This window comes from Alistipes montrealensis, from assembly GCF_018362775.1.
Classification (GTDB): Bacteria; Bacteroidota; Bacteroidia; order Bacteroidales; family Rikenellaceae; genus Alistipes; species Alistipes montrealensis.
The window spans coordinates 64,257-87,962 of the sequence record NZ_JAGYXY010000004.1; the positions used below are offsets into that span (position 1 = coordinate 64,257).

Annotated in this window: 22 protein-coding genes; 17 read left to right on the forward strand and 5 right to left on the reverse strand. The window is 59.0% G+C overall.

From position 1 onward, the window contains the following. The first annotated feature begins 37 nt into the window (after window positions 1–37). The 4 genes from KG007_RS09290 to KG007_RS09305 all read left to right on the forward strand — a co-directional run bounded on the left by KG007_RS09290 (window position 38) and on the right by KG007_RS09305 (window position 5,548). A complete protein-coding gene (locus KG007_RS09290) occupies window positions 38–2,440 on the forward strand; it encodes a transglycosylase domain-containing protein (RefSeq protein WP_195460995.1) in 2,403 nt (800 codons plus the stop codon). Window positions 2,441–2,641: 201 nt separating this feature from the next. After that, on the forward strand, window positions 2,642–3,634 hold the full coding sequence (locus KG007_RS09295) for an aspartate-semialdehyde dehydrogenase (protein ID WP_213348424.1): 993 nt from the start codon (window positions 2,642–2,644) through the stop codon (window positions 3,632–3,634). 48 nt (window positions 3,635–3,682) lie between these two features. Beyond that, complete coding sequence (locus KG007_RS09300) at window positions 3,683–4,168, forward strand: hypothetical protein (protein ID WP_195460997.1); 486 nt, start codon at window positions 3,683–3,685, stop codon at window positions 4,166–4,168. Window positions 4,169–4,327: 159 nt separating this feature from the next. Beyond that, window positions 4,328–5,548: a site-specific integrase gene (locus KG007_RS09305; protein WP_213348426.1), complete on the forward strand. Its 1,221-nt coding sequence runs from the start codon at window positions 4,328–4,330 to the stop codon at window positions 5,546–5,548. A gap of 85 nt (window positions 5,549–5,633) precedes the next feature. On the opposite strand, the gene KG007_RS09310 is transcribed toward KG007_RS09305, so the two are convergent. Both KG007_RS09310 and KG007_RS09315 read right to left on the reverse strand, forming a co-directional pair. Beyond that, the gene (locus KG007_RS09310; protein WP_213348427.1) at window positions 5,634–7,058 is read right to left on the reverse strand and encodes a sialate O-acetylesterase; all 1,425 of its coding nucleotides are present in this window, start codon (window positions 7,056–7,058) and stop codon (window positions 5,634–5,636) included. A gap of 9 nt (window positions 7,059–7,067) precedes the next feature. After that, entirely contained in the window at window positions 7,068–8,444 is a 1,377-nt protein-coding gene (locus KG007_RS09315; protein ID WP_213348429.1) for a tryptophanase, read from the reverse strand. A 127-nt stretch (window positions 8,445–8,571) separates the two neighbouring features. Here KG007_RS09315 and KG007_RS09320 point away from each other — a divergent pair, with 127 nt between their 5' ends. The 13 genes from KG007_RS09320 (at window position 8,572) to KG007_RS09380 (ending at window position 19,874) form a co-directional block, all read left to right on the forward strand. Continuing rightward, window positions 8,572–8,754, forward strand: coding sequence for a rubredoxin (locus tag KG007_RS09320; protein WP_195461021.1), 183 nt, complete (start codon window positions 8,572–8,574; stop codon window positions 8,752–8,754). A gap of 32 nt (window positions 8,755–8,786) precedes the next feature. Further along, window positions 8,787–9,398, forward strand: a complete 612-nt coding sequence (locus KG007_RS09325) for a superoxide dismutase (protein WP_213348431.1) — start codon at window positions 8,787–8,789, stop codon at window positions 9,396–9,398. A gap of 183 nt (window positions 9,399–9,581) precedes the next feature. After that, complete coding sequence (locus tag KG007_RS09330; protein ID WP_249413297.1) at window positions 9,582–9,944, forward strand: hypothetical protein; 363 nt, start codon at window positions 9,582–9,584, stop codon at window positions 9,942–9,944. A 107-nt stretch (window positions 9,945–10,051) separates the two neighbouring features. Further along, window positions 10,052–10,402 carry an NADH-quinone oxidoreductase subunit A gene (locus tag KG007_RS09335; protein ID WP_009599057.1) on the forward strand — a complete coding sequence of 117 codons (351 nt, stop codon included), beginning with the start codon at window positions 10,052–10,054 and terminating at the stop codon, window positions 10,400–10,402. Beyond that, window positions 10,393–11,052, forward strand: coding sequence for an NADH-quinone oxidoreductase subunit B (locus KG007_RS09340; RefSeq protein WP_195461023.1), 660 nt, complete (start codon window positions 10,393–10,395; stop codon window positions 11,050–11,052). The genes KG007_RS09335 and KG007_RS09340 overlap by 10 nt, the downstream gene beginning before the upstream one ends. Window positions 11,053–11,114: 62 nt before the next feature. Further along, window positions 11,115–12,662, forward strand: a complete 1,548-nt coding sequence (locus KG007_RS09345) for an NADH-quinone oxidoreductase subunit D-related protein (RefSeq protein WP_213348770.1) — start codon at window positions 11,115–11,117, stop codon at window positions 12,660–12,662. A 12-nt stretch (window positions 12,663–12,674) separates the two neighbouring features. Further along, window positions 12,675–13,751, forward strand: a complete 1,077-nt coding sequence (gene nuoH / locus KG007_RS09350) for an NADH-quinone oxidoreductase subunit NuoH (RefSeq protein ID WP_195461024.1) — start codon at window positions 12,675–12,677, stop codon at window positions 13,749–13,751. A gap of 2 nt (window positions 13,752–13,753) precedes the next feature. Next, window positions 13,754–14,194, forward strand: a complete 441-nt coding sequence (locus tag KG007_RS09355) for a 4Fe-4S binding protein (RefSeq protein ID WP_213348433.1) — start codon at window positions 13,754–13,756, stop codon at window positions 14,192–14,194. 3 nt (window positions 14,195–14,197) lie between these two features. Beyond that, window positions 14,198–14,707 (forward strand): NADH-quinone oxidoreductase subunit J family protein, encoded by a 510-nt coding sequence (locus tag KG007_RS09360; RefSeq protein WP_195461026.1) that lies wholly within the window; start codon window positions 14,198–14,200, stop codon window positions 14,705–14,707. Window positions 14,708–14,719: 12 nt separating this feature from the next. After that, window positions 14,720–15,028 carry an NADH-quinone oxidoreductase subunit NuoK gene (nuoK, locus tag KG007_RS09365; RefSeq protein WP_195461027.1) on the forward strand — a complete coding sequence of 103 codons (309 nt, stop codon included), beginning with the start codon at window positions 14,720–14,722 and terminating at the stop codon, window positions 15,026–15,028. Between the two features lie 22 nt (window positions 15,029–15,050). Further along, complete coding sequence (gene nuoL / locus KG007_RS09370) at window positions 15,051–16,943, forward strand: NADH-quinone oxidoreductase subunit L (RefSeq protein WP_213348435.1); 1,893 nt, start codon at window positions 15,051–15,053, stop codon at window positions 16,941–16,943. Between the two features lie 12 nt (window positions 16,944–16,955). After that, window positions 16,956–18,440: a complex I subunit 4 family protein gene (locus KG007_RS09375; RefSeq protein WP_195461029.1), complete on the forward strand. Its 1,485-nt coding sequence runs from the start codon at window positions 16,956–16,958 to the stop codon at window positions 18,438–18,440. Between the two features lie 6 nt (window positions 18,441–18,446). Further along, window positions 18,447–19,874 (forward strand): NADH-quinone oxidoreductase subunit N, encoded by a 1,428-nt coding sequence (locus KG007_RS09380; RefSeq protein ID WP_213348437.1) that lies wholly within the window; start codon window positions 18,447–18,449, stop codon window positions 19,872–19,874. A 99-nt stretch (window positions 19,875–19,973) separates the two neighbouring features. On the opposite strand, the gene KG007_RS09385 is transcribed toward KG007_RS09380, so the two are convergent. The 3 genes from KG007_RS09385 to KG007_RS09395 all read right to left on the reverse strand — a co-directional run bounded on the left by KG007_RS09385 (window position 19,974) and on the right by KG007_RS09395 (window position 23,696). Continuing rightward, window positions 19,974–20,447: a methylated-DNA--[protein]-cysteine S-methyltransferase gene (locus tag KG007_RS09385; RefSeq protein ID WP_213348439.1), complete on the reverse strand. Its 474-nt coding sequence runs from the start codon at window positions 20,445–20,447 to the stop codon at window positions 19,974–19,976. 223 nt (window positions 20,448–20,670) lie between these two features. Beyond that, the gene (locus KG007_RS09390; RefSeq protein WP_394369668.1) at window positions 20,671–22,806 is read right to left on the reverse strand and encodes a S9 family peptidase; all 2,136 of its coding nucleotides are present in this window, start codon (window positions 22,804–22,806) and stop codon (window positions 20,671–20,673) included. 203 nt (window positions 22,807–23,009) lie between these two features. Beyond that, window positions 23,010–23,696 (reverse strand): hypothetical protein, encoded by a 687-nt coding sequence (locus tag KG007_RS09395; protein WP_195461032.1) that lies wholly within the window; start codon window positions 23,694–23,696, stop codon window positions 23,010–23,012. Window positions 23,697–23,706 lie beyond the last annotated feature (10 nt).

Here is a 23,706-nt window from a genome sequence, read left to right on the forward strand (position 1 = left end):
GCAATATATTTCGTATCTTTGTCGCAAATAGAGTCGTATGGCACAAAAGAAAAAGACGGGCGTCAGCCCGAAAACGATAAAATGGATCTGGTATGTGGCGTTCGCGCCCTTCGCGCTCCTGGCCCTGCTGTTGCTGCTCACAGCCTTCGGGGTATTCGGCCGCATGCCCTCGTTCGAAGAGTTGGAAAATCCCCGCAGCAACCTCGCCACGGAGGTTTACTCCGAGGACGGCAAGGTGATCGGAACCTTCTTCGTGCAGAACCGCTCTTACGTGCAGTATGCCGACCTCTATCCGTCGGACTCGACGCTCCACATCCGGCTGGCCGGGCACGAAGTCCCGCCCATCGTTGCGGCGCTCATTTCGACCGAAGACGCCCGTTTCCGTACCCATTCGGGTATCGACATCCCTTCGCTGGCGCGTGTGGCCGTAAAAACGCTGCTTTTGCAGAACACGTCGCAGGGCGGCGGATCGACGATTACGCAGCAGTTGGCCAAAAACCTCTTTCCGCGTGACACGGCCCGCAACCGCGGCGCCGTCGTGCGCAAAGCCAAACTCGTGACCTCGAAACTGAAGGAGTGGATCACGGCCCTTAAACTCGAATACAACTACACGAAGGAGGAGATTGCCGCCATGTACCTCAATACGGTGGAGTTCGGCTCGAATGCCTTCGGCATCAAGTCGGCTTCGCACACCTTCTTCAACAAGGAACCCGATGAACTCAACGTGCAGGAGGCTGCCGTGCTGGTGGGCGTGGTGAACGCCCCGACGCGCTATTCGCCGATCCTGAATCCCAAGAACGCCCTCGCGCGCCGCAATCTCGTGCTTTCGCGTATGGAGGAGTCCGGGGCGCTGACGCGCAAACAGCGCGATTCGCTTTCGGCGCTGCCGATCGTGACGAATTACAAGCCCGTATCCCACAACGAAGGCGCAGCGACCTATTTCCGTGAAATGCTGCGATTGGTGATGAACGCCCAGCCGCCCAAGCGCAGCCAGTTCTACAATGAGTGGGACTACGACCAGGCACTCAAAGAGTATAACGAGAATCCGCTTTACGGCTGGTGTCACAAGAACCGCAAGGCCGACGGCACGCCCTACAACATCTACCGCGACGGACTGAAAATCTATACCACGATCAACTCCGTGATGCAGACCTACGCCGAGCAGGCCGTACAGCAGCAGATGGAGAAGGAGATTCAGCCCAAGATGGATGCGCAGTTCCGGGCGACGAAGACGCTCTTCGTCGACGCCGACAAGGAGGAGCGCGACCGCATCATGCGCCATGCCGTGCGCTATTCCGACCGTTACCGCGAGATGAAGAACGCCGGGGCGAGCGAGAAGGAGATCACCGCGGCGTTCGACAAACCCTGCAACATGCGGGTATTCACCTACAAGGGCGAGCGCGACACGCTGATGTCGCCGCGCGACTCGATCCTCCACCACAAACGCATCATGCGTGCAGCGATGGTGTCGCTCGATCCCCGTACGGGTTTCGTAAAGGCCTATGTCGGAGGACCTAACTTCCGTTACTTCAAGTACGACATGGCCAAGCAGGGCAAACGCCAGATCGGTTCTACGATCAAGCCCTTCGTCTACACGTTCGCCATCGACCACCTGGGCCTGACGCCCTGCACGATGGTCCCGAACCTGCCGACGACCATTGAGACCGCCAACGGCACGGCATGGTCGCCCAAGGAGGCCGGCAATGTCGAGTACGACGGCGTGCTGCATCCCCTGAAATGGGGCCTTGCGCGCAGCCGCAACAACTATTCGGCGTGGATCATGAAGCAGGCCAAACAGCCTGCCGCTGTGGCCGACTTCATCCATAACATGGGTATCCGCAGTTACATCGATCCCGTTCCGGCGCTGGCCCTCGGCTCCTCGGAGTCGAACGTTTACGAACTGGTGAGCGCTTTTTCGACCTTCGCCAATCAGGGCGTGCACACCGATCCGATCTTTGTGACGCGGATCGAAGATCGTCAGGGCAACCTGATCGCCAGTTTCATTCCCCAGTCGCAGGACGCTGTCAGCGAACGTACGGCTTATACGATGCTTACGATGCTGCAGGATGTGGTCAACTCGGGAACGGCGGGCCGCCTGAGATGGCAGTTCGGGCTGACTAACATGGAGATCGGCGGTAAGACCGGAACCTCGAACAAGAACCGCGACGCGTGGTTCATGAGCGTGGCTCCGAAACTCGTGACAGGAGCCTGGGTCGGCGGTGAGGACCAGTCGGTGCATTTCATCCGGGGCGGAGAGGGCAGTGTGATGGCCCTGCCGATCGTGGGCGCATACCTGAAAAAAATCTACGACGACGGGCGTTTCGGCATCAGCCGTTCGGACCAGTTCGTACGTCCGGCGATGATGCCCCGCTATGACTGCGAGGACGAAGCGGACTCCGAAGGCCCGAACAACGCCGAGGACGAAAACTTCTTCGATTAACCCGCCCCGAGAGCGAACCTCGGGGACGATGGCCGGCCGTAACGTTTCTGGCTCCGGGGCTGTGTATCCGCCGGGGAGTTATTGGGGGATTATCGGACTGATTTTTTTGCAGTTCACCCTGAATTCGTTATATTTGCCACCGAACTCCTGTGTACGGTTCGTCCGAGCGGGAGCGATGATCACATTCTAATTTTATCAAAAATGAAGATTGCTATTGTGGGCGTCAGCGGTGCTGTAGGCCAAGAATTTTTGCGGATTTTGGAGGAGCGCAATCTCCCGATCGACGAACTCGTGCTGTTCGGTTCGCAGCGCAGTGCGGGCCGTACTTATAAATTCCGCGGAAAAGAGCTTACCGTCAAACTGCTGCAACACAACGACGATTTCAAGGGAATCGATTTTGCCCTGACATCGGCCGGGGCCGGTACGTCGAAGGAGTTTGCCGAGACGATCACCAGGCACGGTACGATCATGATCGACAATTCGAGCGCTTTCCGCATGGACGCCGACGTGCCCCTCGTCGTTCCGGAGGTCAATCCCGAAGACGCGAAGAACGCACCCCGCCGCATTATCGCCAATCCCAACTGCACGACCATCCAGATGGTCGTGACGCTGAAGGCGATCGAAGACCTGTCGCACATCCGCCGTGTTCATGTGTCGACCTACCAGTCGGCCAGCGGCGCCGGGGCTGCCGGCATGATGGAATTGGAGGCGCAGCATGCCGAGTTGTGCGGCGGCAAAGAGCCTACCGTGGCGAAATTCGCTTTCCAGTTGGCTTACAATGTCATTCCGCATATCGACGTTTTCACCGACAACGACTATACGAAGGAAGAGATGAAGATGTTCCACGAGACGCGCAAGATCATGCACTCGGACATTGCCGTGTCGGCGACCTGCGTGCGCGTCCCGGTGATGCGCGCCCATTCGGAGAGCGTGTGGCTCGAAACCGAACGTCCCGTGTCGGTTCCCGAAGCCCGCGAAGCCTTCTCGAAGGCCAAGGGCGTGGTGCTGATGGACGATCCCGCCGGCAAGGTCTATCCGATGCCGCTCTTCATCGCCGGACAGGACCCCGTTTACGTGGGACGTATCCGCAAGGATTTGACTTCGGACAACGGTTTGACCTTCTGGTGCGTGAGCGACCAGATCAAGAAGGGTGCGGCGCTCAATGCCGTGCAGATACTCGAAACGCTGATTTAGTTTCTGCGGCCTGATATGGAGATTGCCGCCCGTTGCTCGATTCGGAATATGAAAAAACTTCTTGCAGAACTCAATGCGATGCCCGGACCCGTATGGGTTTTCGGCGCTTACGGCGTTTTCCGGATGTGGTCGTGGCTGATCGGACGGGTTATCTCCGGGAGCCTGCCGGCGACGTGGTTGACCGCCTCTGTTGAACTTGGCGTATTTCTCGCTGCGTTGCTGCCGCTGCTGTTGTTTTGGCTGCTGCTGAAACGGAGCCCCTATGCTGTGCAGCAGGTCAGCCTGTACGTGGGATTGAAGGCCGCCGCACATTTCGTCGCTCTGATTCTTCCGCTCTTTAACGATTCCTGGGGACACTCGGATATCGTACGCTTGGTATTGACCAATGTGGTGACGTGTGTTTTGTGGTTCGGGGCGCTGCGTTATTTCGAACGTTCGGAGGACATTGCCCGGCTGTTTCCTGCCGAGGAACGGCGGCGTTCGTGGTGGTCCGTTGTACCGATGGTCGCATTGATTTTGATTTGCGGCGAATAGCGGCACTTTGTTGACAAATGGAGTCCGGTTCGGAAGGACCGGGCTCCGTTTGTGTTTCCGGATTCCGGCCTGGAATGAAGGTCTTACTCGGTTAAGTGGGCTGGGTATACGCGCGAAATAGAGGATAATTGCGACCTTTCGGAACAAACTTCTCTTATTATGATTACTTCCGTAAAGGTAAAATTCCGCGCATCGCGCGTATCCGGCAAGGCCGGAGCCATCTGTTATCAGTTAACCCATCTTCGCCGGACCTGTTTTATTAAAACTGACATCCGGCTGCTGCCCGGCGAGTGGGACGCTTCGGCGCAGCGAACCGTTCCGTCCGCGTCGGGGCAACTCCCGGTTTGCCAGTGCCGGATAGACGGCGATGTGGGCTTGATGCACCGGATCATTCGCGACCTGATTCGCGAGGGGCGTCCGTATACGGTGGACGATGTTGCCAATCGCTTCCGTATATTGTCGCAGGGCGTTGGCATTTTGTCGTTTATGCATGAGCAGATTGCGCAGTTGACAGCCGACGGCCGGCTGGGTACGGCGCGTAACTATTCGCGGACGCTCAACAGTTTTTCGGGCTTTCTCGGGGGTGCTAATCTTCCTTTCTCGGCATTTACCGAACGGCTGGTCGAAGAGTACAATGCCTATCTGCTGCGTCGCGGAGTTGTCCGCAATACCGTGTCGTTCTACATGCGCATCCTGCGCTCGGTTTACAACAAGGCGGTCCGGAAGCACCTCGCCGAGCCGGCGACGCCTTTCGGCGGCGTTTATACGGGGGTGGACCGTACGCGCAAACGGGCCATCGACGAACGGCTCATCGCCCGTCTGAGGAATCTCGACCTGCAGGCCGAGGCCCCGTTGTCGCTGGCCCGCGACCTGTTTATCTTCAGCTATTGTACGCGCGGCATGGCCTTCGTAGACATGGCTTATCTCCGCAAACGGGATGTGAAGGACGGGGCGATTCACTATGTGCGCCGCAAAACAGGTCAGCGGATGGCCGTCCGCCTGGAGGCGTGTATGCGCGAAATCATCAGCCGTTATGAGCCGCGTACACGCGATACGCCCTATCTTTTTCCGGTGCTGACCGCAGTGGAACAGGCCAGGGCTTATAAGCAATATCAGGTTGCCCTGAACTATTACAACCGCCTGCTGAAAAAACTAGCCTCGATGCTGGGGCTGGATTCCGGCCTGTCGTCCTATACCTCGCGGCACAGTTGGGCGACGGCAGCCCGTAACCATAACGTTCCCTTGCCGGTCATCAGCGCAGGAATGGGGCATACATCCGAGCGCACGACCCAGATTTATCTGTCGGCGCTGGAAACATCGGTAATAGATTGTGCAAATCGGAAAATCCTGGCCTCGCTGAACCGATGCGCCTCGTTTTGAATTTTTCGGATACTCCGGTCCATTACTAAAATCCGGCCGGGAAAAACATTGCTTTCCCGGCCGGATTTTTCAGGTGTATGCAATCCTATTTCACTTCCCAGTCGTCCGTACGGAACGACGAGGCCGGGATGCCGGAGCCGTTGAAAAGGGAGGCTTCCGGAGCGTTTTTGAAGGCGTAGCGGACAGCGACGGGTTCGGCGACGGCGTCGCTCGTGACGATCAGGCGGCCTCTGCCTTTTTCGATCCAGGCCGTGGCGGGATGGAATACACGGTCGGCGCCGGCGATTTCGAAGCCTGCGAGTTTGTCGCCGTAAGGGGCGAGGCCTTCGCGGCCGGCGCGGAACGTCAGGTAGGCTTTGCCGTCGGCTATTTCCATCTTTTCGTAGACCGGCGTATCGGCGTTGATGCCTTTCATGCCGTAGGTCTTCGACAGGGTCAGCCATGCGAGGCGCGTTCCGACCTGCTGTTTCTTGGCCGGGTGGATGCAGTTCGCGTTGCCGATGTCGAGCGTGACGGCCATGCCGCTCGATGGAATGTCCTCCAGATTGCGCAGTTGCGCCTCGCGCAGCAGCGCCGAACCGACTTCGTCGGGGTTCTCATAGCGATAGGGTGCGATCTGCACATAGTAGAACGGCAATTCTCCCTGTGCCCAGCGGCTGCGCAGCATCCCGACGAAGGAACTCATCAGCGCCCGGTACTGGGTGGGCCTCAGCCGGTTCGATTCGCCCTGATACCAGAGGAATCCCTTGACGGTGAAGGGTACGAGCGGCGCGATCATGCCGTTGTAAAGTCCGCAGGGCTTGTTTTCCGGGCCTTTGATTTTTGCGGAATCGTCGAGGAACGAGAGGTCGAATTCTTTGAATCCGGACATCGTTTCGCGGTCCATCCACGCCTCTACGGGCGTGCCGCCCCAGCAGGTGACGATGACACCCACGGGAACGTCCAGCACGTTTTGCAGGTATTGCGCGAAGTAATAGGCCGTGGCGCTCGTTCCGGCCACCGCCTCGGGGGTGTTTTCCTGCCATTGCGCCGTGCACTCCTCCTGCGGGCTACGCGCCGTGCTGCGGTTTACGGTGCAGAGGCGGATCGGCGTCGAGGCCTTCGCCCGGATAATCACGTCGGCTGAGCTTTCTACGGGCTGGTTGTTGAATCCGCGCATCGGCATCTCCATGTTCGACTGCCCGGAGCAGAGCCACACTTCGCCGATCAAGACGTTGCGGAGCGTCAGCCGTTCACCGTCGCTCAGTTCGATTGTGTAGGGACCTCCGGCTTCGGGGGTCGGTACGGCGGCCTTCCAACGGCCGTCTTTGTTCGCATTGGCTGTAATGGCTTTTGTACTCCACGAGGGGTGGATCGTGACTTTCTTTCCGGGCGCGGCTTTGCCCCAGAACTGTGCTTCCGTTTGCTGTTGGAGCACCATGTTGTCGCCGAAAATACCGGGCAGGACGATTTTCGCCTGCACGCCGAGGGCCGCACCCAGGGCGGCCAGTGAGAGAAGGATTTTTTTCATGGATGTATCTCAGATTTTTTCGAGTTCTACGGTGAAGTGACGCAGGATCGGCGCCTCGAACGAAATGCGGTAGCCGGTGGTGATCTCCGAACGGCGGGCGTAGATGTTGCGGCATGCGGCGGCGATCACGCGGATGTGGTTGTCGGTGTAGACACGGCGCGGAATGGCCAGGCGCAGCAGTTCGAGCGCGGGGTAGCGGTTCTCGTGCGTCTCGGGGTCGCGGTCGGCGAGTATCGAGCCGATCTCCACGCCGCGGATGCCCGCTTCGAGATAGAGTTCGACGGCCAGCGTCTGGGCGATGAACTGCTCTTTCGGGAGGTTCGGAAGCACCTTTTTCGCATCGACGAAGATCGCATGGCCGCCTGCCGGGCGCTGGTAGGGAACGCCGTATTCGTCCAGGAGGTCGCCCAACAGTTTCACCTGTCGGATGCGGGCGTCGAGTTGCCCGAACTCCGTGTTCTCGTCCAATCCCACGGCCAGCGCATCCATGTCGCGCCCCGACATGCCGCCGTAGGTGACATAACCTTCGAAGAGGATGCTGAACGACATGGCCTGTTTATAGAGTTCTTCGCAGCGCATTGCCACGAAGCCGCCCATGTTCACTACGCCGTCCTTCTTGGCCGAGATGGTCATGATGTCGGCGTAGGTATACATTTCGCGGACGATCTGTTTGATTGTCTTCGAAGCATAGCCCTCCTCACGGGTCTTGATGAAATAGGCGTTCTCGGCGAAGCGCGCCGAGTCCATCAAAAGGGGCACGCCGTAACGGCGGCACAGTTCGGCCGTCTCGCGGATGTTGCGCATCGACACGGGCTGGCCTCCGGCCGTGTTGTTGGTGACGGTGAGCACTACGCACGGGACCTTTTCGCGGGGATTGTCGCGGAGCACCGTTTCGAGCTTGCGGAGGTCCATCTCGCCCTTGAACGGCAGTTCCAGCTGCGTGTCGGCTGCGGCGTCGATCGTGCAGTCCACGGCGTGGCAGCGGCGGAACTCGATGTGGCCCTTCGTGGTGTCGAAATGTGAGTTGCCGGGGACGATGTCGCCTTCTTTGAGCAGCACCGAGAAGATCACGTTCTCGGCGGCGCGTCCCTGGTGCGTGGGTAGCAGCCACGGCATGCCGAACAGGTCGGCGACCGTTGTTTTGAGCCGGAAGTAGGACGACGCCCCGGCGTAACTCTCGTCGCCGGTCATCATTGCGGCCCATTGGCGGTCGGACATCGACCCCGTGCCCGAATCGGTCAAAAGGTCGATCGTCACCTGGTCTGCACGCAGTTTGAAGAGGTTGTAACGGGCTTCTCGAATCCACTCCTCCCGCTCGGCGCGCGAGGAGGTGCGGATGGCCTCGGTCATCTTGATTTTGTAGGGCTCGGCATATGGAAGTGTCATCGCGTATGGCAGGTTTTAGATTATGGGTTGTCTGTATTCTTAACCAAATTTACGAATTTTTTTCTATATTTGTAAAACGGGCATCCTATTTGTTCGGAGTTGTGCTGAATTTAATTCCCCGGATACGATGCGAAAATACCGCTGCACTTACTGCGAATACATCTACGATCCCGTGCTGGGCGACCCCGAACACAACGTAGGGCGGAACACACCCTTCGACGCCCTTCCCGACGATTGGGTGTGCCCCGTCTGCGGCAAGGGCAAGTGGGCGTTCGAAGCGATGGAAGACCAAAAAACCGATGATATATGATTCCGTTTATCCACTTTTTAATACCCCTGATTATGGCAACGACCGATGCCGCTCCCGGGGCGCGTTTCACGCCGCAGGACCTGCCTTATGCGTACAATGCGCTCGCACCCGCGATCTCCGAGGAGACGATGCGCTACCATCACGACAAGCACTATGTGGGCTATGTCAACAAACTCAACGAACTGATCGTCGACACGCCCTTTGCCGGGCAGCCGCTCGAAGACATCATCCTTTCGGCCGACGGGGCGATCTACAACAACGCTGCGCAGGCCTGGAACCACGAGTTTCTCTTCGAGGAATTCTCGCCCAATCCCCAGGCGAAGCCTTCGGGCGAACTGCTGGAGGCCATCAACCGGGATTTCGGTTCGTTCGACGAACTGAAAGTCCAGATGAACCGCGCAGCCGCGGGCCTTTTCGGTTCGGGCTGGGTGTGGCTCGCCGAGGACCCGTCGGGACGGCTGGCTATTGTCAGCGAGCAGAACGCCGGCAATCCGATGCGCCATGGCATGAAACCGCTGTTGACTTTCGACGTGTGGGAGCATGCATACTACATCGATTACCGGAATCGCCGCGCCGATGCCGTCGATGCCCTCTGGGGTATCGTCGACTGGAAGGTCGTGGGCGACCGCTACGCTAAAAAATAGGCGGTTCCGCCGATGTTCGATGCCGTTCCTTTCCGGGAACGGCATTTTTGTATTTCGGGGACAGGCTGCAATTCGCGCTTATGTAATCAATATTCGCCATTTTGTTATCTTTTTGGTTCGCCAACGCGTTTTTCCATAATAAAAAATGTATCTTCGCAACGCAGAAAATTTCATTCGGACCAAATGCAGGGGAGAATTCAGCTTATTTTGATCCTGTCGCTCTTCGTACTGGCGGGGAGTCTGGAGGGTACGTCGTTCCGCAGCGATGCGGGAAAAGTACACCCGGCCCTGAAGGTGTCGATGCTCTCCGATTCGCACACCGCGGTCCACAATTACTTTTCCGTAGCGATCTGCCCCAGTGCAACTTCCATCGAAACATCCATAGCTCCTTCGGATCATAAAGCCATCGTGCGGCAGTTGGCCGGCGCCCGTGCCGCCGCATCGGCCGCCTACGACGTGCATACGGTGATGCGGACCCGTTTCAGGGCCCTGCATGCCGACGCCGTGGATTACTACGTCTTTTCCCTGGGACGCATCCGGATTTAGTCCTTTTTCGTCTGTTGCCTGTCGCCTGTTTCCCGGACCTCTGTCGTCCGCGGAGTGGGTGCGTGTTTCGACGTGTCGGAATTAAAATCGTAAAACAACTATATATTATGTATTTCACGCTATTGGTGGTCGTCATCCTTACGGCCATTGCGCTGGTCGCAGTCGCGCTGGGTATCGCCCGCGCCGTGTCGCCGCGTTCGTACAATCCCCAGAAAGGAGAGGCTTACGAGTGCGGCATCCCGACGCGGGGACGTTCGTGGATGCAGTTCAAGGTGGGTTACTACCTCTTCGCCATTCTCTTCCTGATGTTCGATGTTGAGACGGTGTTCCTCTTTTCATGGGCCGTCGTCGTGCAGGAACTGGGTGTCTACGGACTGGTCAGCATCCTTTTCTTTTTGGTAGTACTGATTCTGGGCCTTGCCTATGCATGGCGGAAAGGAGCTTTGGAATGGAAATAAAGAGACCGAAAATCAAGTCGATGAAGTATGAAGACTTCAACGACAACGAATACCTCGAACAGATGACGCACGAGTTGCGCGAAAACGGAACCAACGTGATCGTGGGGTGTCTCGACGAGGTGATCAACTGGGGCCGCAGCAACAGCCTCTGGCCCCTGACGTTTGCCACGAGCTGTTGCGGCATCGAGTTCATGTCCGTAGGCGCCGCGCGCTACGACTTTGCCCGGTTCGGGTTCGAAGTGGCCCGCGCCTCCCCGCGGCAGGCCGACTTCATCATGGTGGCCGGAACCATCACCCACAAGATGGCCCCGGTGCTCAAACGCCTCTACGACCAGATGGCCGACCCCAAGTACGTGATCGCCGTGGGCGGCTGCGCCATCAGCGGCGGGCCGTTCAAGAAGTCGTACCACGTGGTCAACGGCGTGGACAAGATTCTGCCCGTCGATGTCTATATCCCGGGATGTCCGCCGCGCCCCGAGGCGATGCTCTACGGCCTGATGCAGCTTCAGCGCAAGGTGAAGCTGCAGCGTTTCTTCGGCGGCGTGAACCGCCAGATCGACCAGCGGGAGTATGAAGAACTCCTCCGGCGCGACCTGACGGCGGGACAGGACGATTTGAATGTGGACGAAGAAGAAAAAAGAGAATTATGACCCTGACAGATAAAATAAAGACCTGGGAGCCTGCCGCCGTATGGTCCAAGGCCGGCGAAGGGATGTTCACCGTGCCTGCGGAGGCTTTTCGCGGCCTGGCCGAGCGCCTGAAGGCCGAAGGTTTCGATTTCCTGCGCAGCCTGACCGGCATGGACTGGGGCGAAGAGGGCTTCGGCGTGGTTTACCACCTCGAAGCGACCTCGACGGGAGAGAATGTCGTGCTGCGAACGCTGACCCCCGAGCGGGAACGCCCCGTCTTGCCTTCGGTATGCGACCTGTGGAAAACCGCCGAACTGAACGAGCGCGAAGTGTTCGACTTTTTCGGCGTCCGCTTCCTGAACCATCCCGACATGCGCCGCCTCTATCTGCGCGACGACTGGGTGGGATACCCCCTGCGCAAGGATTACGATCCGGCGTCGAATCCGCTTCGTATGAGTAACGAAGTGTCGAAGGATTCCGCCCCGACCATCGAACTGCAACCCGACGGCAGCTTCATCCGCGGCCGCAACGTGCTTTTCGAGGAGGAGGAGTACGTCATCAACGTAGGCCCCCAGCACCCGGCGACGCACGGTGTGCTGCGTTTCCGCGTGTCGCTCGAAGGCGAGATCATCCGAAAACTCGACGTGCACTGCGGCTACATCCACCGCGGCATCGAGAAGATGTGCGAGGCGCTGACCTATCCCCAGACGCTGGCCCTGACCGACCGTCTCGACTACCTCGGGGCTTCGCAGAACCGCCATGCGCTCTGCATGTGTATCGAGAAGGGGCTGGGCGTCGAGGTTTCGGAGCGTGTCCAGTACATCCGTACGATCATGGACGAATTGCAGCGCATCGACTCGCACCTGCTGTTCTTCGCCTGCCTCTGCATGGACATGGGCGCGCTGACAGCCTTTTTCTACGGTTTTCGCGACCGCGAGAAGGTGCTCGATATCCTGGAGCAGACGACAGGAGGCCGCCTGATCCAGACCTACAACACCATCGGCGGCGTCGAGGCCGACATCCATCCCGACTTTGTGCGTAAGGTCAAGGAGTTTATTGCCTACATGCGCCCGATGCTGCGCGAGTACCACGAGATTTTCACCGGCAACGTCATTGCGCAGGAGCGCCTGAAAGGTACGGGCGTGCTGACGCGCGAAGACGCCGTTTCGTTCGGCGCCACGGGCGGTACGGGCCGCGCTGCGGGCTGGGCCTGCGACGTGCGCAAACGCCACCCCTACGCCGTTTACGGCAAAGTGGATTTCGAGGAGGTGCTTTTCACCGAAGGCGACTGTTTCGCCCGCTACATGGTCCGCATGAAGGAGATCGAACAGAGCATGCGCATCATCGAGCAGTTGATCGACAATATTCCCGAAGGCGACTTCCGGCAGAAGATGAAACCGGTGATCCGCATTCCCGAGGGCAGCTACTACGCCGCCGTCGAGGGGAGCCGCGGTGAGTTCGGCGTCTTCATCGAGAGCTGGGGCGACAAGTTCCCCTACCGGGTGAAATTCCGCTCGACGGGACTGCCTCTGGTCGCCTGCCTGGAAACCATCGCCCGGGGAACGAAGATCGCCGACCTGATCGCCATCGGCGGTACGCTCGATTACGTGGTTCCGGATATTGACAGATAAAAAAGAGTTAATATGTTCGATTTCTCAATAATTACGAGCTGGGTCCACGGGTTGCTGACCTCTTTCATGCCCCTCGGACTGGCTGTTTTCATCGAATGCGTGATCGTCGGCGGCTGCCTGCTGCTGATGTACACGGTGATCGCCATCCTGATGATCTTCATGGAGCGCAAGGTCTGTGCGGCTTTCCAGTGCCGCCTGGGCCCCATGCGCGTGGGTCCGTGGGGTACGGTGCAGGTTATCTGCGACGTGTTCAAGATGCTCACCAAGGAGATCATCACCATCCGCCGTTCGGACAAGTTCCTCTACAACCTCGCCCCTTACATTGTCATTCTGGCATCGGTGCTGGCCTTCGCCTGCCTGCCGGTGAACAAAGGGCTGGAGGTGCTGGACTTCAACGTGGGCGTCTTCTTCATGATGGCCGCCTCGTCGATCGGCGTGGTCGGCATCCTGCTTGCCGGGTGGAGCTCCAACAACAAGTATTCGCTCATCGGCGCCATGCGAAGCGGCGCACAGATGATTTCGTATGAACTTTCCATCGGTATTTCGATCCTCACGATCATTGTGCTGACCGACACCATGCAGTTCTCCGAAATCGTGGCCCGGCAGGCCGACGGGTGGTTCCTCTTCAAGGGACATATCCCGGCGCTCATCGCCTTTGTCATCTACCTGATCGCGGGCAACGCCGAGGTCAACCGCGGACCGTTCGACCTCCCGGAGGCCGAGTCGGAACTCACGGCCGGCTACCATACCGAGTATTCGGGCATGCACTTCGGCCTGTTCTACGTCGCCGAATTCGTCAACCTGTTCATCGTCGCGGGCGTCGCCGCCACCATCTTCCTCGGAGGCTGGATGCCGCTGCACATTGCGGGCTGGGAGGGCTTCAACACCGTGATGGACTACATTCCGGGTTTCGTGTGGTTCTTCGGCAAGGCCTTCTTCGTGGTGTGGCTGCTCATGTGGATCAAGTGGACCTTCCCCCGCCTGAGGATCGACCAGATCCTGACGCTCGAATGGAAATATCTGGTTCCCATCGGCCTCGCCAACCTGCTGCTGATGGTTATCGTCGTCGTCTTTAAACTGCATTTCTGATTATGATGAATTATATCAAAGGTCTTTTCCACGGACTGGGAAGCCTTATGACGGGACTTAAAGTGACGGGACGCGAGTTTTTCACCCCCAAGATCACCGAGCAATACCCCGAGAACCGGGCCACGCTGAAGATGTTCGACCGTTTCTGCGGCGAGTTGACGATGCCCCACGATGCCGGGGGCAACAACAAGTGCATCGCCTGCGGGCTTTGTCAATCGGCCTGTCCCAACGAAACCATCCGCATCACGACCGAGACGGTCACCGACCCCGAGACGGGCAAGAGCAAAAAACGGCTGGCGCTCTACGAATACGACCTGGGGGCGTGCATGTTCTGCCGCCTGTGCGTCAACGCCTGCCCGACGGGTGCGATCCGCTTCTCGACCGATTTCGAACACGCCGTCTACACGCGCGAAAAACTGGTTAAACAACTCAATAAACAGTAGGTCATGGAAATTACACTCGAACTCATTGTTTTCGTCATTCTCGCGCTGTTTATCGGCGTGAGCGCGATACTCGCCGTGACGACCAAGCGCATCCTGCGCGCTGCGACCTACCTGTTGTTCGTCCTGTTCGGCACGGCGGGCATCTACTTCCAGCTCAACTATTCGTTCCTCGGAGCGGTGCAACTGCTGATCTACGCCGGCGGTATCACCGTGTTGTACGTCTTCTCGATCCTGCTGACATCGAGCCAGGGCGACAAGACCGAGGACCTGAAAGGCTATAAACTCTTCGTGGGACTGGCCGCCACGCTGGCCAGCCTCGGCATCTGCCTCTGGATCACGCTCGGCCACAACTTCCTGCCTTCGCATTTCGAGCACGGCGAACTGGATGTGCGGACCATCGGGCATGCGCTGATGAGCAGCGAAAAATTCGGTTACATACTGCCCTTCGAGGTTATCAGCCTGCTGCTGCTGGCCTGCATCGTCGGCGGTATCCTCATCGCCCGCAAACGCTAAAAAAGTACGACTATGATACACATGGAATACTACCTCGTTGTCTCCACGATCATGATGTTCGTGGGCATCTACGGATTCGTCACGCGCCGCAACCTGCTGGCGATGCTGATCTCCGTCGAACTGATCCTCAATTCGGTGGACATCAACTTCGTGGTCTTCAACCGCTTCCTCTTCCCCGAGCAGCTCGAAGGGTTCTTCTTCACCCTTTTCGCCATCGGAATCAGCGCCGCGGAGACTGCCGTGGCTATCGCCATCATCATCAATATCTACCGCAACATCCGCAACATCGGAGCCAAGAGCCTGCGGGAAATGAAGTGGTAACGGCCCGAAAAAACGACATTCTATGGAATATACGATTCTGATTTTGTTGCTGCCGCTGCTGAGCTTCCTTTTCCTGGGGCTCGCGGGCATGAAACTCCGGCCTGTGGCGGCGGGCGTCGTCGGTACGGCGGTGCTGGTCGTCGTGGCGCTGCTGAGCTATTACACGGCTTTCGAATACTTCACCGCCGGGCGCGACGCCGCGGGCGTGTTCCCGACCCTCGTGCCGTGGAATATGGTGTGGCTGCCCATCGGCGGAGAGTTGCACATCGACCTGGGCATCCTGCTGGACCCGATTTCGGTGATGATGCTCGTGGTGATCTCCACGGTTTCGCTGATGGTCCACATCTACTCTTTCGGTTATATGAAGGGCGAACGGGGTTTCCAGCGCTATTACGCGTTCCTGTCGCTCTTTACGATGAGCATGATCGGGCTGGTCGTCGCTACGAACATTTTCCAGATGTACCTCTTCTGGGAGCTGGTGGGCGTCAGCTCTTACCTGCTGATCGGTTTCTACTATACGAAGAGGGAGGCTGTGGCCGCGTCGAAGAAGGCCTTTATCGTGACACGTTTCGCCGACCTGGGTTTTCTCGTCGGCATCCTCGTCTACGGTTACTACGCCGGAACGTTCTCCTTTACGCCCGAAGCGAACCTGCTGGTGGCCGCCGGAACGATGATTCCGCTGGCGCTGGGGCTGATGTTCATCGGCGGTGCGGGCAAGAGCGCCATGTTCCCGCTGCATATCTGGCTGCCCGATGCGATGGAAGGTCCGACCCCCGTGTCGGCCCTGATCCATGCCGCGACGATGGTCGTGGCGGGCGTCTACCTCGTAGCGCGGATGTTCCCGCTCTTCATCGGTTATGCGCCCGAAGTGCTGCACTGGACAGCCTATATCGGGGCCTTTACAGCACTGTATGCGGCCGTTGTAGCCTGCGTGCAGAGCGACATCAAGCGCGTCCTGGCGTTCAGCACCATTTCGCAGATCGGCTTCATGATCGTGGCGCTGGGCGTCTGCACTTCGACCGACCCGCACACCGGCGGACTGGGTTACATGGCATCGATGTTCCACCTCTTCACCCACGCCATGTTCAAGGCCCTGCTGTTCCTCGGCGCGGGGTGTATCATTCATGCGGTACACTCCAACGAGATGTCGGCCATGGGCGGCCTGCGGCGTTATATGCCGCTGACCCATGCGACGTTCCTCGTGGCGTGCCTCGCCATTGCGGGCATCTGGCCCCTGAGCGGCTTTTTCTCGAAGGACGAGATTCTCACGGCCTGCTTCTCCTTCAGCCCCGTGATGGGGTGGCTGATGACCGCCATTGCGGGACTTACGGCTTTCTACATGTTCCGGCTCTATTACGGCATTTTCTGGGGTAAGGAGAACAGCGAACTGCATGCGCGCCACGCGCCGCACGAAGCGCCGCTGACGATGACCCTGCCGCTCGTACTGCTTGCCGCAGTGACCTGCGTGGCGGGATTCATCCCCTTCGGGGAGATGGTGTCGAGCGACGGCGCGGCCTATGCGATCCATATCGACTGGAGCGTCGCCGCCGTGAGCCTCTGCGTTGCCGCGGCGGCCATCGCGCTGGCGACGTGGATGTACGCCCGCGACCGGCAGCCCGTGGCCGACAAACTGGCCGCGACGTTCAGCGGTCTGCACCGGGCGGCTTACCACCGGTTCTACATCGACGAAATCTACCAGTTCATTACCCACCGGGTGATTTTCGCCTGCATCTCGACCCCTATTGCGTGGTTTGACCGCCATGTGGTCGACGGGTTCATGAATTTCCTGGCCTGGGGCACGAACGGCGTCGCCTATGCGATTCGCGACATGCAGAGCGGCAGCGTACAGCGTTACTGCATCTGGTTCCTCGGCGGTGCGCTAGGCCTTACGATCTTGATTCTTCTAATCTGTTAATCCGAACGAGTTATGAATATACTATCTCTGTTTCCCGCTGTTCCGCTCGTGATGATGCTGGGTCTGTGGCTCTCGAAGTCGACGCGGCAGATTCACGCCGTGATGGTTGCGGGTTCTTCGCTGCTCGTGGCGCTGGCCGTCGTGCTCGTGGTGCAATACCTCGGCCTGCGCGGCGCCGGCGAGACGGCGGCGATGCTCTTCACCGAAAGTCATGTCTGGTATGCGCCGCTCAACATCCACTATGCCGTGGGCGTCGACGGAATCTCGGTGGCGATGCTGCTGCTGTCGGCCATCATCGTCTTCACGGGCACGTTCGCATCGTGGCAGATGAAGAGCGACATCAAGGCCTATTTCCTCTGGTTCTGCCTGCTGAGCGTAGGTGTGTTCGGGTTCTTTATTTCGGTCGACCTCTTCACGATGTTCATGTTCTACGAGGTGGCGCTGATTCCGATGTACCTCTTGATCGGTGTCTGGGGCAGCGGGCGCAAGGAATACGCCGCCATGAAGCTGACGCTGATGCTCATGGGCGGTTCGGCGCTGCTGCTGATCGGTATCCTGGGCATCTACTTCGGTGCGGGGGCGACGACGATGAACATCCAGGAGATCGCCGCGCTGCACAACATCCCCGTCGCGTTGCAGCGTATCTGGTTCCCGCTGGTGTTCGTCGGTTTCGGGGTGCTGGGCGCGCTGTTCCCGTTTCATACGTGGAGCCCCGACGGCCATGCTTCGGCGCCGACCGCCGTGTCGATGCTTCATGCCGGCGTGCTGATGAAACTGGGCGGATACGGCTGTTTCAGAGTCGCTATGTACCTTTTGCCCGAAGCGGCGCAGGAACTGAGCTGGATATTTATCATCCTGACAACCATTTCCGTCGTCTACGGCGCTTTCTCGGCCTGCGTGCAGACCGACCTCAAGTACATCAACGCCTACTCCTCGGTGTCGCACTGCGGACTGGTGCTGTTCGCCGTGTTGATGATGAACACCACGGCCGGTACGGGCGCCGTGCTCCAGATGCTGAGCCACGGATTGATGACGGCCCTGTTCTTCGCCCTGATCGGCATGATTTACGGCCGTACGCATACGCGGGACATCCGCCAGTTGAGCGGGCTGATGAAGGTGATGCCGTTCCTCGCCGTCGGGTATGTGATTGCGGGCCTTGCCAACCTCGGACTGCCGGGCCTGAGCGGCTTTGTCGCCGAGATGACCATCTTCAACGGCGCGTTCATGAATGCCGACACGTTCCATCGCGTGGTGACCATCATCGCCTGCACGTCGATCGTCATTACGGCGGTCTACATCCTGCGGGTGGTCGGAAAAATTCTCTACGGGACGTGTGAAAACCCGGAACACCTGAAGCTCTCCGACGCCACGTGGGACGAGCGGCTGTCGGTCGTCTGCCTCGTCGTCGCCATCGCCGGCATGGGCCTCGCGCCGCTGTGGGTGAGCGACATGATCCGCGGCAGCGTTTCGGAGGTTATTACGCACATAATGAACTAAGCAACTATGGATTACACCTCGATATTTACGCTGATGCGGGCCGAAGTGACCCTCACGGCGATTCTCGTCCTGCTGTTTCTCTACGACCTCATGGCCGGGGAGCGCGGACGCCGCTATTTCTCGGCCGTGGCCTGCTCCCTGATGGTGGTGCAGGTCGTCGTGAATCTCGTTCCGGCTGCGGCGGGCGAAGCCTTCGGCGGCATGTTCCAGTATACGCCGATGGACGGCATCGTTAAGAGCATGCTCTCCGTCGGGGCGCTCATCGTTTTCCTGCAGTCCGACACGTGGCTGCGCCGCGAAGACACGCGCCACAAGCAGGGCGAATTTTACATTCTGACGCTCTCGACGCTGCTGGGCATGTACTTCATGATCGGTGCGGGCAATTTCCTGCTGTTCTTCATCGGGCTGGAGCTGGCTTCCGTGCCGATGGCCTGCCTGGTGGCTTTCGACAAATACAAACGCTATTCGGCCGAGGCCGGGGCGAAATACATCCTCTGCGCCCTGTTTTCGAGCGGTTTGATGCTTTACGGCATTTCGTTCCTCTACGGGACCACCGGGACGCTCTATTTCGACGATATGGCCGCGCGCATAACCGGTTCGCCGTTGCAGGTGATGGCCCTGGTTTTCTTCTTCTCCGGCCTCGGGTTCAAGATTTCGCTCGTGCCCTTCCACCTCTGGACGGCGGATGCTTACCAGGGTGCGCCGACGAACGTGACTTCCTACCTTTCGGTGGTTTCGAAGGGCGCTGCGGCGTTTGTCCTGCTGACGGTGCTTATCAAGGTTTTTGCCCCGATGGTCCGGGAGTGGCAGACGCTGCTCTATGTCGTGACGGTGCTGAGCATTACCGTCGCTAACCTCTTCGCCATCCGCCAGAAGGACCTCAAGCGTTTCATGGCCTTCTCGTCGATTTCCCAGGCCGGATACATCATGCTGGCCGTTATCGGCGGCAGCGCCATCGGCATGACCTCGCTGGTCTTCTATGTGCTGGTTTACATGGCTGCGAACCTTGCTGTATTCGGCGTGCTGTCGGTCGTTGAGCAGCACAGTGACGGCAAAGTCGGACTGGAGGATTATAACGGATTTTCCCGTACCAATCCCCGTCTGGCCGTGCTGATGATCCTTGCGCTGTTCTCGCTGGCGGGAATTCCGCCTTTCGCCGGGTTCTTCTCGAAATTCTTCGTCTTCGCCGCGGCTTTCAAGGACGGGTTTCACCTGCTGGTTTTCATCGCCCTGATCAATACGGTGATTTCGCTCTATTACTACCTGCTGATCGTCAAGGCGATGTATATTACGCCCAACGATACGCCGATCGCAACGTTCCGCAGCGACCGCTATACGCGTATCAGCCTTGTGCTTTGCATGGCCGGCGTGTTGCTGCTGGGCCTCGTCAGCGCGGTTTACGACGGTATCAATGCCTTTGCATTCGGGCTCTGACCGGATGCGGGAATATGCAATGCGAGGCACGGGAAAACCGTGCCTCGCATTTTTTGTGGCGTTGTGCCGGTCGGAAAGGCTGTGCCGGTCGCCGGGATGTTATTTCCGTTTCTCGATGTCGAGCAGTTGCCCTTTGATGTCGAGACCCCCGGCATAGCCCGTGAGTTTGCCGTCGTAACCCAGCACGCGGTGGCAGGGGACGACGATGACGATGGGGTTGCGGTTGTTGGCCATGCCGACGGCGCGGAACGATTTGTTGTGGCCGATCTGTACGGCGATCTGTCCGTAGGTGCGTGTCTCGCCGTAGGGGATTGTCAGCAGCGCCTGCCATACGGTTTTCTGGAACGGGGTCCCGTCGGGCTCGAGCGGCAGCGTGAAATCGCGGCGCGTGCCGGAAAAGTATTCCCGGAGTTGCCGGGCTGCCTCCTGCAACAGGGGTGCAGAGGCGGGGTCGGCTGTGGATGTGGAGTTTTCGGGCGTTTCCGTGCCGAAACGGATGGAAGTGATGGCTTTGTCGGTTGCCGTGATCATCACCGGACCGACAGGCGTTTCGATCTGTAATGTGCGTGTCATAGTTTTTCAGCGTTATTTGTCAACTTCTTCAGGTAGTTCTTTCCGTTTCTGCGACCGGTCCCAATCCGGGGCAGGGCTGCGGGGCCGTTTTGGTGTCGCAGCAGCCGGGCAATCCGCATGCGACATGTCTCCGCCTGTTGTTTGCAGGCGGGGCGGTCGTATGCGCAAACACGGCCAGGAGCGTGACAGCACCCGTCGGGTGTTGAAAAACCAGGCCGGACCGTTACAGGTTCCTCAGCGTATAGTCGATCATTTTCTGTCGGATGTGCGCCGTGGCGTCGGGCATCATCGAGTGGTTCTGATCGGGGTAAACCATCATGTCGTACTGCTTGCCGGCGCGGTTGAGCGCGCGGGTCATCTCGACGGTGTTTTGGAAATGGACGTTGTCGTCGGCAGTGCCGTGGATGATCAGCAGGCGGGTTTGCTTGTCGTCGAGCATCCGCGCGAAGTTGATCGGCGAATTGTCGTCGTAGCCCGCGGCGTTGTACTGCGGGAGGTTGTTGTAGATCTCGGTGTAGATCGTGTCGTAGTAGCGCCACGAGGAGACGGGAGCCACGGCGATCGCCATCTTGAACAGCCCGAGGCCCTTCATGGCGCAGCTAAGGGCCATGAATCCGCCGTAGGACCAGCCGTAGATGCCGATGCGCGCCGGATCGACATAAGGCTGTGCCGCCATGTAGCGGGCCGTCGAAAGCTGGTCTTCGACCTCCAGCGCACCCAGGCGGCCGTAGGTCTGTTTCTTGAATTTCTCGCCCCGGAATCCCGTGCCGCGGCCGTCGGCGCAGACCACGATGTAGCCTTTGTCGGCGAGGGCGTCCTCCCAGTCCATCGACCAGCGGTCGCGTACGGACTGCGAGCCGGGGCCCGAATACTGGGTCAGCAGCACGGGGTAGCGCTGCGAGGGGTCGAAGCCGCGGGGTTTGACGATATAGGCGTTCAGGCAGTCGCCGCGCTCGGTGGTGAAGGTGAAGAACTCCTTGACGGGGCGGTTTGCGGCGGCCAGCTCTTCGCGCAGTTCTCGGCTGTCGGCCAGCGTGCGGATCGGTTTGCCCTGGGCGTCGCAGATCTCCGTCAGGTTGGGCGTCGAGGCGTTGGAGAAGGTGGTGATGAAGTATTTCATCCCGGCGCTCGGGGCTGCGGTGTAGAAGCCCTCGCCCGTGGTGAGGCGTTGTTTATCCTTGCCGTCGAGGTGCACGCTGTAAAGGTTGCGGCGCAGCGGCGAAGTCTCGGTCGAGAGGAACCACACGCGTTTGCCGTCGGTTCCCACGACATCGGTCACCTCCCAGTCGCCTTTGGTTACCTGCTCGAGGATTCCCCGGCGGAGACTGTACAGGTAGAGGTGCATGTAGCCCGTGTGGCTCTCCTGCCGTACGAGGAAGCGATCCTTGTCAACGAAGGTCACGGTTTTGTCGTCCACGCGCTCGACGTATTGCTGTGCACGTTCGTCATAGACCGTACGCTGTGCCCCGTGGGGTTCGCAGACGAGCATCTCGAAGGTGTTCTGGCGGCGGTTGAGGCGGTAGTACCACGGCCGTCCGTCGGGCGTCCAGCCGATGCGGGGGATATATTGATCGGTTTCGGAACCCGTGTCGATGCGTTCTTTGGCGCCGGTTTCGAGGTCGGCGATCCAGAGTTGGACCACGGAGTTGCGTTCCCCGGCTTTGGGGTATTTGAACGAATAGGCGTGGTTGTAGAGTTTGCCGTCGAAGCGCATCATCTCCATCAGCGGCACTTCGCTCTCGTCGAAGCGCAGGTAGGCGATGCGGCGGCTGTCGGGCGAGAAGGCATATGCCTTCGTGATGCCGAACTCTTCTTCGTAGACCCAGTCGGTCGTGCCGTTGATGACCGTGTTCCAGGCTCCGTCGTCGGTGATGCGGCGTGTAGCCTGCGTGGCGATGTCGTAGACATAGAGGTCGTTGCGGTCGGAGTAGGCGATTTTCTGGCCGTCGGGCGAGAAGGAGGCGTCGCGCGGGGATTCGGCATCGCGCAGTACGGGCCGTACGGCGTTGTCGCGCACGAGCGAATAGGTGGTCGTATAGGAGTGGCGGTAGATCGGCTTGCGGCCCGAGGCGATCAGGATGGCCCGTTCGTCGGGCGAAAAAGCGTAGTCCGTAATGACGAGGTTCGGCGCAGGCGCGGGGAGCATGCTTTCGCCGGGGGCGGCGGAGGCGTAGCTGTAACGGAGGATGTTGTTGGCTTCGAGGGTGGTGTAATGCTCGCCGTCGGCCATCGAGCGGATGCCGTGCACCGATTCGTTGAGGCCCCGCAGGCGGGCGATTTCGGCGTATTCGTTCTGGGCGAGAACTGCTCCGGCGGTTACCGCGAGCAGTCCCGTAAGGATGGTTTGCTTGATTGTCACGATTGTGTTGTCTTTATTTGTATCGCTCGCTAAGCCCCGCCGGAACGGGGCCTGCGGAGAATTGGACCTGTTTCGGTCCTGGCGTCCAGCAGCCTCAAACGATTGCCCCTGTTTGTCGTCACGGTGAAATGACCGGACTTATCGGGGTTGTTACGGGCGGACCGGAACCGGCGGGTCGGAGACGTGCGGGGGTCTCCGACTGCCTATATGTCTTCTACGTCGAAATCGTAGCCGAGGCGTTTTCCGGTAACGAATTTCGAATTGTCCATCTTGGTGTTGAACTGGTCTACCGTCACGCGCTTGTTCTCCTCGTAGGGCGGCATCAGCAGGTCGAAATTCAGTGCGAAGGAGATCGCCGCTTCGAGAATGTTCACCAGCGCCTCCTGCTCGATCTCCGCTTTGCCGAAATCCGTCGCCCGCATCGAGCCCTGCTGCTTGCCTTCGACGAAATAGCGGTGTTCGCGGTTGATGAAGATGCGCCCGATCAGGTAGCCTTCGTCGGCGTTGCGGTTGAATTTGAACGAGTCGGAAAGGAAGTTGTAGATGTTGATGAGCCCGCAGTAGGAGTTGTCGCAGTCGCTTTGTACGTAGGGGTTTTGCCAGATGAGGTGGTTGGTGTCGAATTCGAAAACGTCGGTGTGCATCTGGAAAATCAGGATGTCGTTGGCCACCTGCAACTGGGCTTCGAATTTGCCGCGGTCGCGGTATTCGAGCCGCACGCGGCGGTCGAGTTTGCCGTCCAGTTCGTCGTCCATCTCCGAAGCCATCTCCAGCAGCGTTTCCTTCAGCAGGTTGAACGCTCCGAAGGTGTTGTCGAAAACCTTCTGCTTCAGCGTCGATTTGCGGATGATCGTATCGAGGATCTTTGCTCTCAGCGGGGTTGTATCCATGGTATGTAGG

Coding starts and splice junctions, on each gene's coding strand:
- KG007_RS09385 (WP_213348439.1), bottom strand. CDS start 20,447: ATGACACGCACATTACAGATCGAAACGCCTGTCGGTCCGGTGATGATC.
- KG007_RS09340 (WP_195461023.1), top strand. CDS start 10,393: ATGGAAATAAAGAGACCGAAAATCAAGTCGATGAAGTATGAAGACTTC.
- KG007_RS09290 (WP_195460995.1), top strand. CDS start 38: ATGGCACAAAAGAAAAAGACGGGCGTCAGCCCGAAAACGATAAAATGG.
- KG007_RS09295 (WP_213348424.1), top strand. CDS start 2,642: ATGAAGATTGCTATTGTGGGCGTCAGCGGTGCTGTAGGCCAAGAATTT.
- KG007_RS09375 (WP_195461029.1), top strand. CDS start 16,956: ATGAATATACTATCTCTGTTTCCCGCTGTTCCGCTCGTGATGATGCTG.
- KG007_RS09395 (WP_195461032.1), bottom strand. CDS start 23,696: ATGGATACAACCCCGCTGAGAGCAAAGATCCTCGATACGATCATCCGC.
- KG007_RS09345 (WP_213348770.1), top strand. CDS start 11,115: ATGTTCACCGTGCCTGCGGAGGCTTTTCGCGGCCTGGCCGAGCGCCTG.
- KG007_RS09315 (WP_213348429.1), bottom strand. CDS start 8,444: ATGACACTTCCATATGCCGAGCCCTACAAAATCAAGATGACCGAGGCC.
- KG007_RS09360 (WP_195461026.1), top strand. CDS start 14,198: ATGGAAATTACACTCGAACTCATTGTTTTCGTCATTCTCGCGCTGTTT.
- KG007_RS09335 (WP_009599057.1), top strand. CDS start 10,052: ATGTATTTCACGCTATTGGTGGTCGTCATCCTTACGGCCATTGCGCTG.
- KG007_RS09300 (WP_195460997.1), top strand. CDS start 3,683: ATGAAAAAACTTCTTGCAGAACTCAATGCGATGCCCGGACCCGTATGG.
- KG007_RS09325 (WP_213348431.1), top strand. CDS start 8,787: ATGGCAACGACCGATGCCGCTCCCGGGGCGCGTTTCACGCCGCAGGAC.
- KG007_RS09355 (WP_213348433.1), top strand. CDS start 13,754: ATGATGAATTATATCAAAGGTCTTTTCCACGGACTGGGAAGCCTTATG.
- KG007_RS09330 (WP_249413297.1), top strand. CDS start 9,582: ATGCAGGGGAGAATTCAGCTTATTTTGATCCTGTCGCTCTTCGTACTG.
- KG007_RS09380 (WP_213348437.1), top strand. CDS start 18,447: ATGGATTACACCTCGATATTTACGCTGATGCGGGCCGAAGTGACCCTC.
- KG007_RS09305 (WP_213348426.1), top strand. CDS start 4,328: ATGATTACTTCCGTAAAGGTAAAATTCCGCGCATCGCGCGTATCCGGC.
- KG007_RS09320 (WP_195461021.1), top strand. CDS start 8,572: ATGCGAAAATACCGCTGCACTTACTGCGAATACATCTACGATCCCGTG.
- KG007_RS09310 (WP_213348427.1), bottom strand. CDS start 7,058: ATGAAAAAAATCCTTCTCTCACTGGCCGCCCTGGGTGCGGCCCTCGGC.
- nuoL (WP_213348435.1), top strand. CDS start 15,051: ATGGAATATACGATTCTGATTTTGTTGCTGCCGCTGCTGAGCTTCCTT.
- nuoH (WP_195461024.1), top strand. CDS start 12,675: ATGTTCGATTTCTCAATAATTACGAGCTGGGTCCACGGGTTGCTGACC.
- nuoK (WP_195461027.1), top strand. CDS start 14,720: ATGATACACATGGAATACTACCTCGTTGTCTCCACGATCATGATGTTC.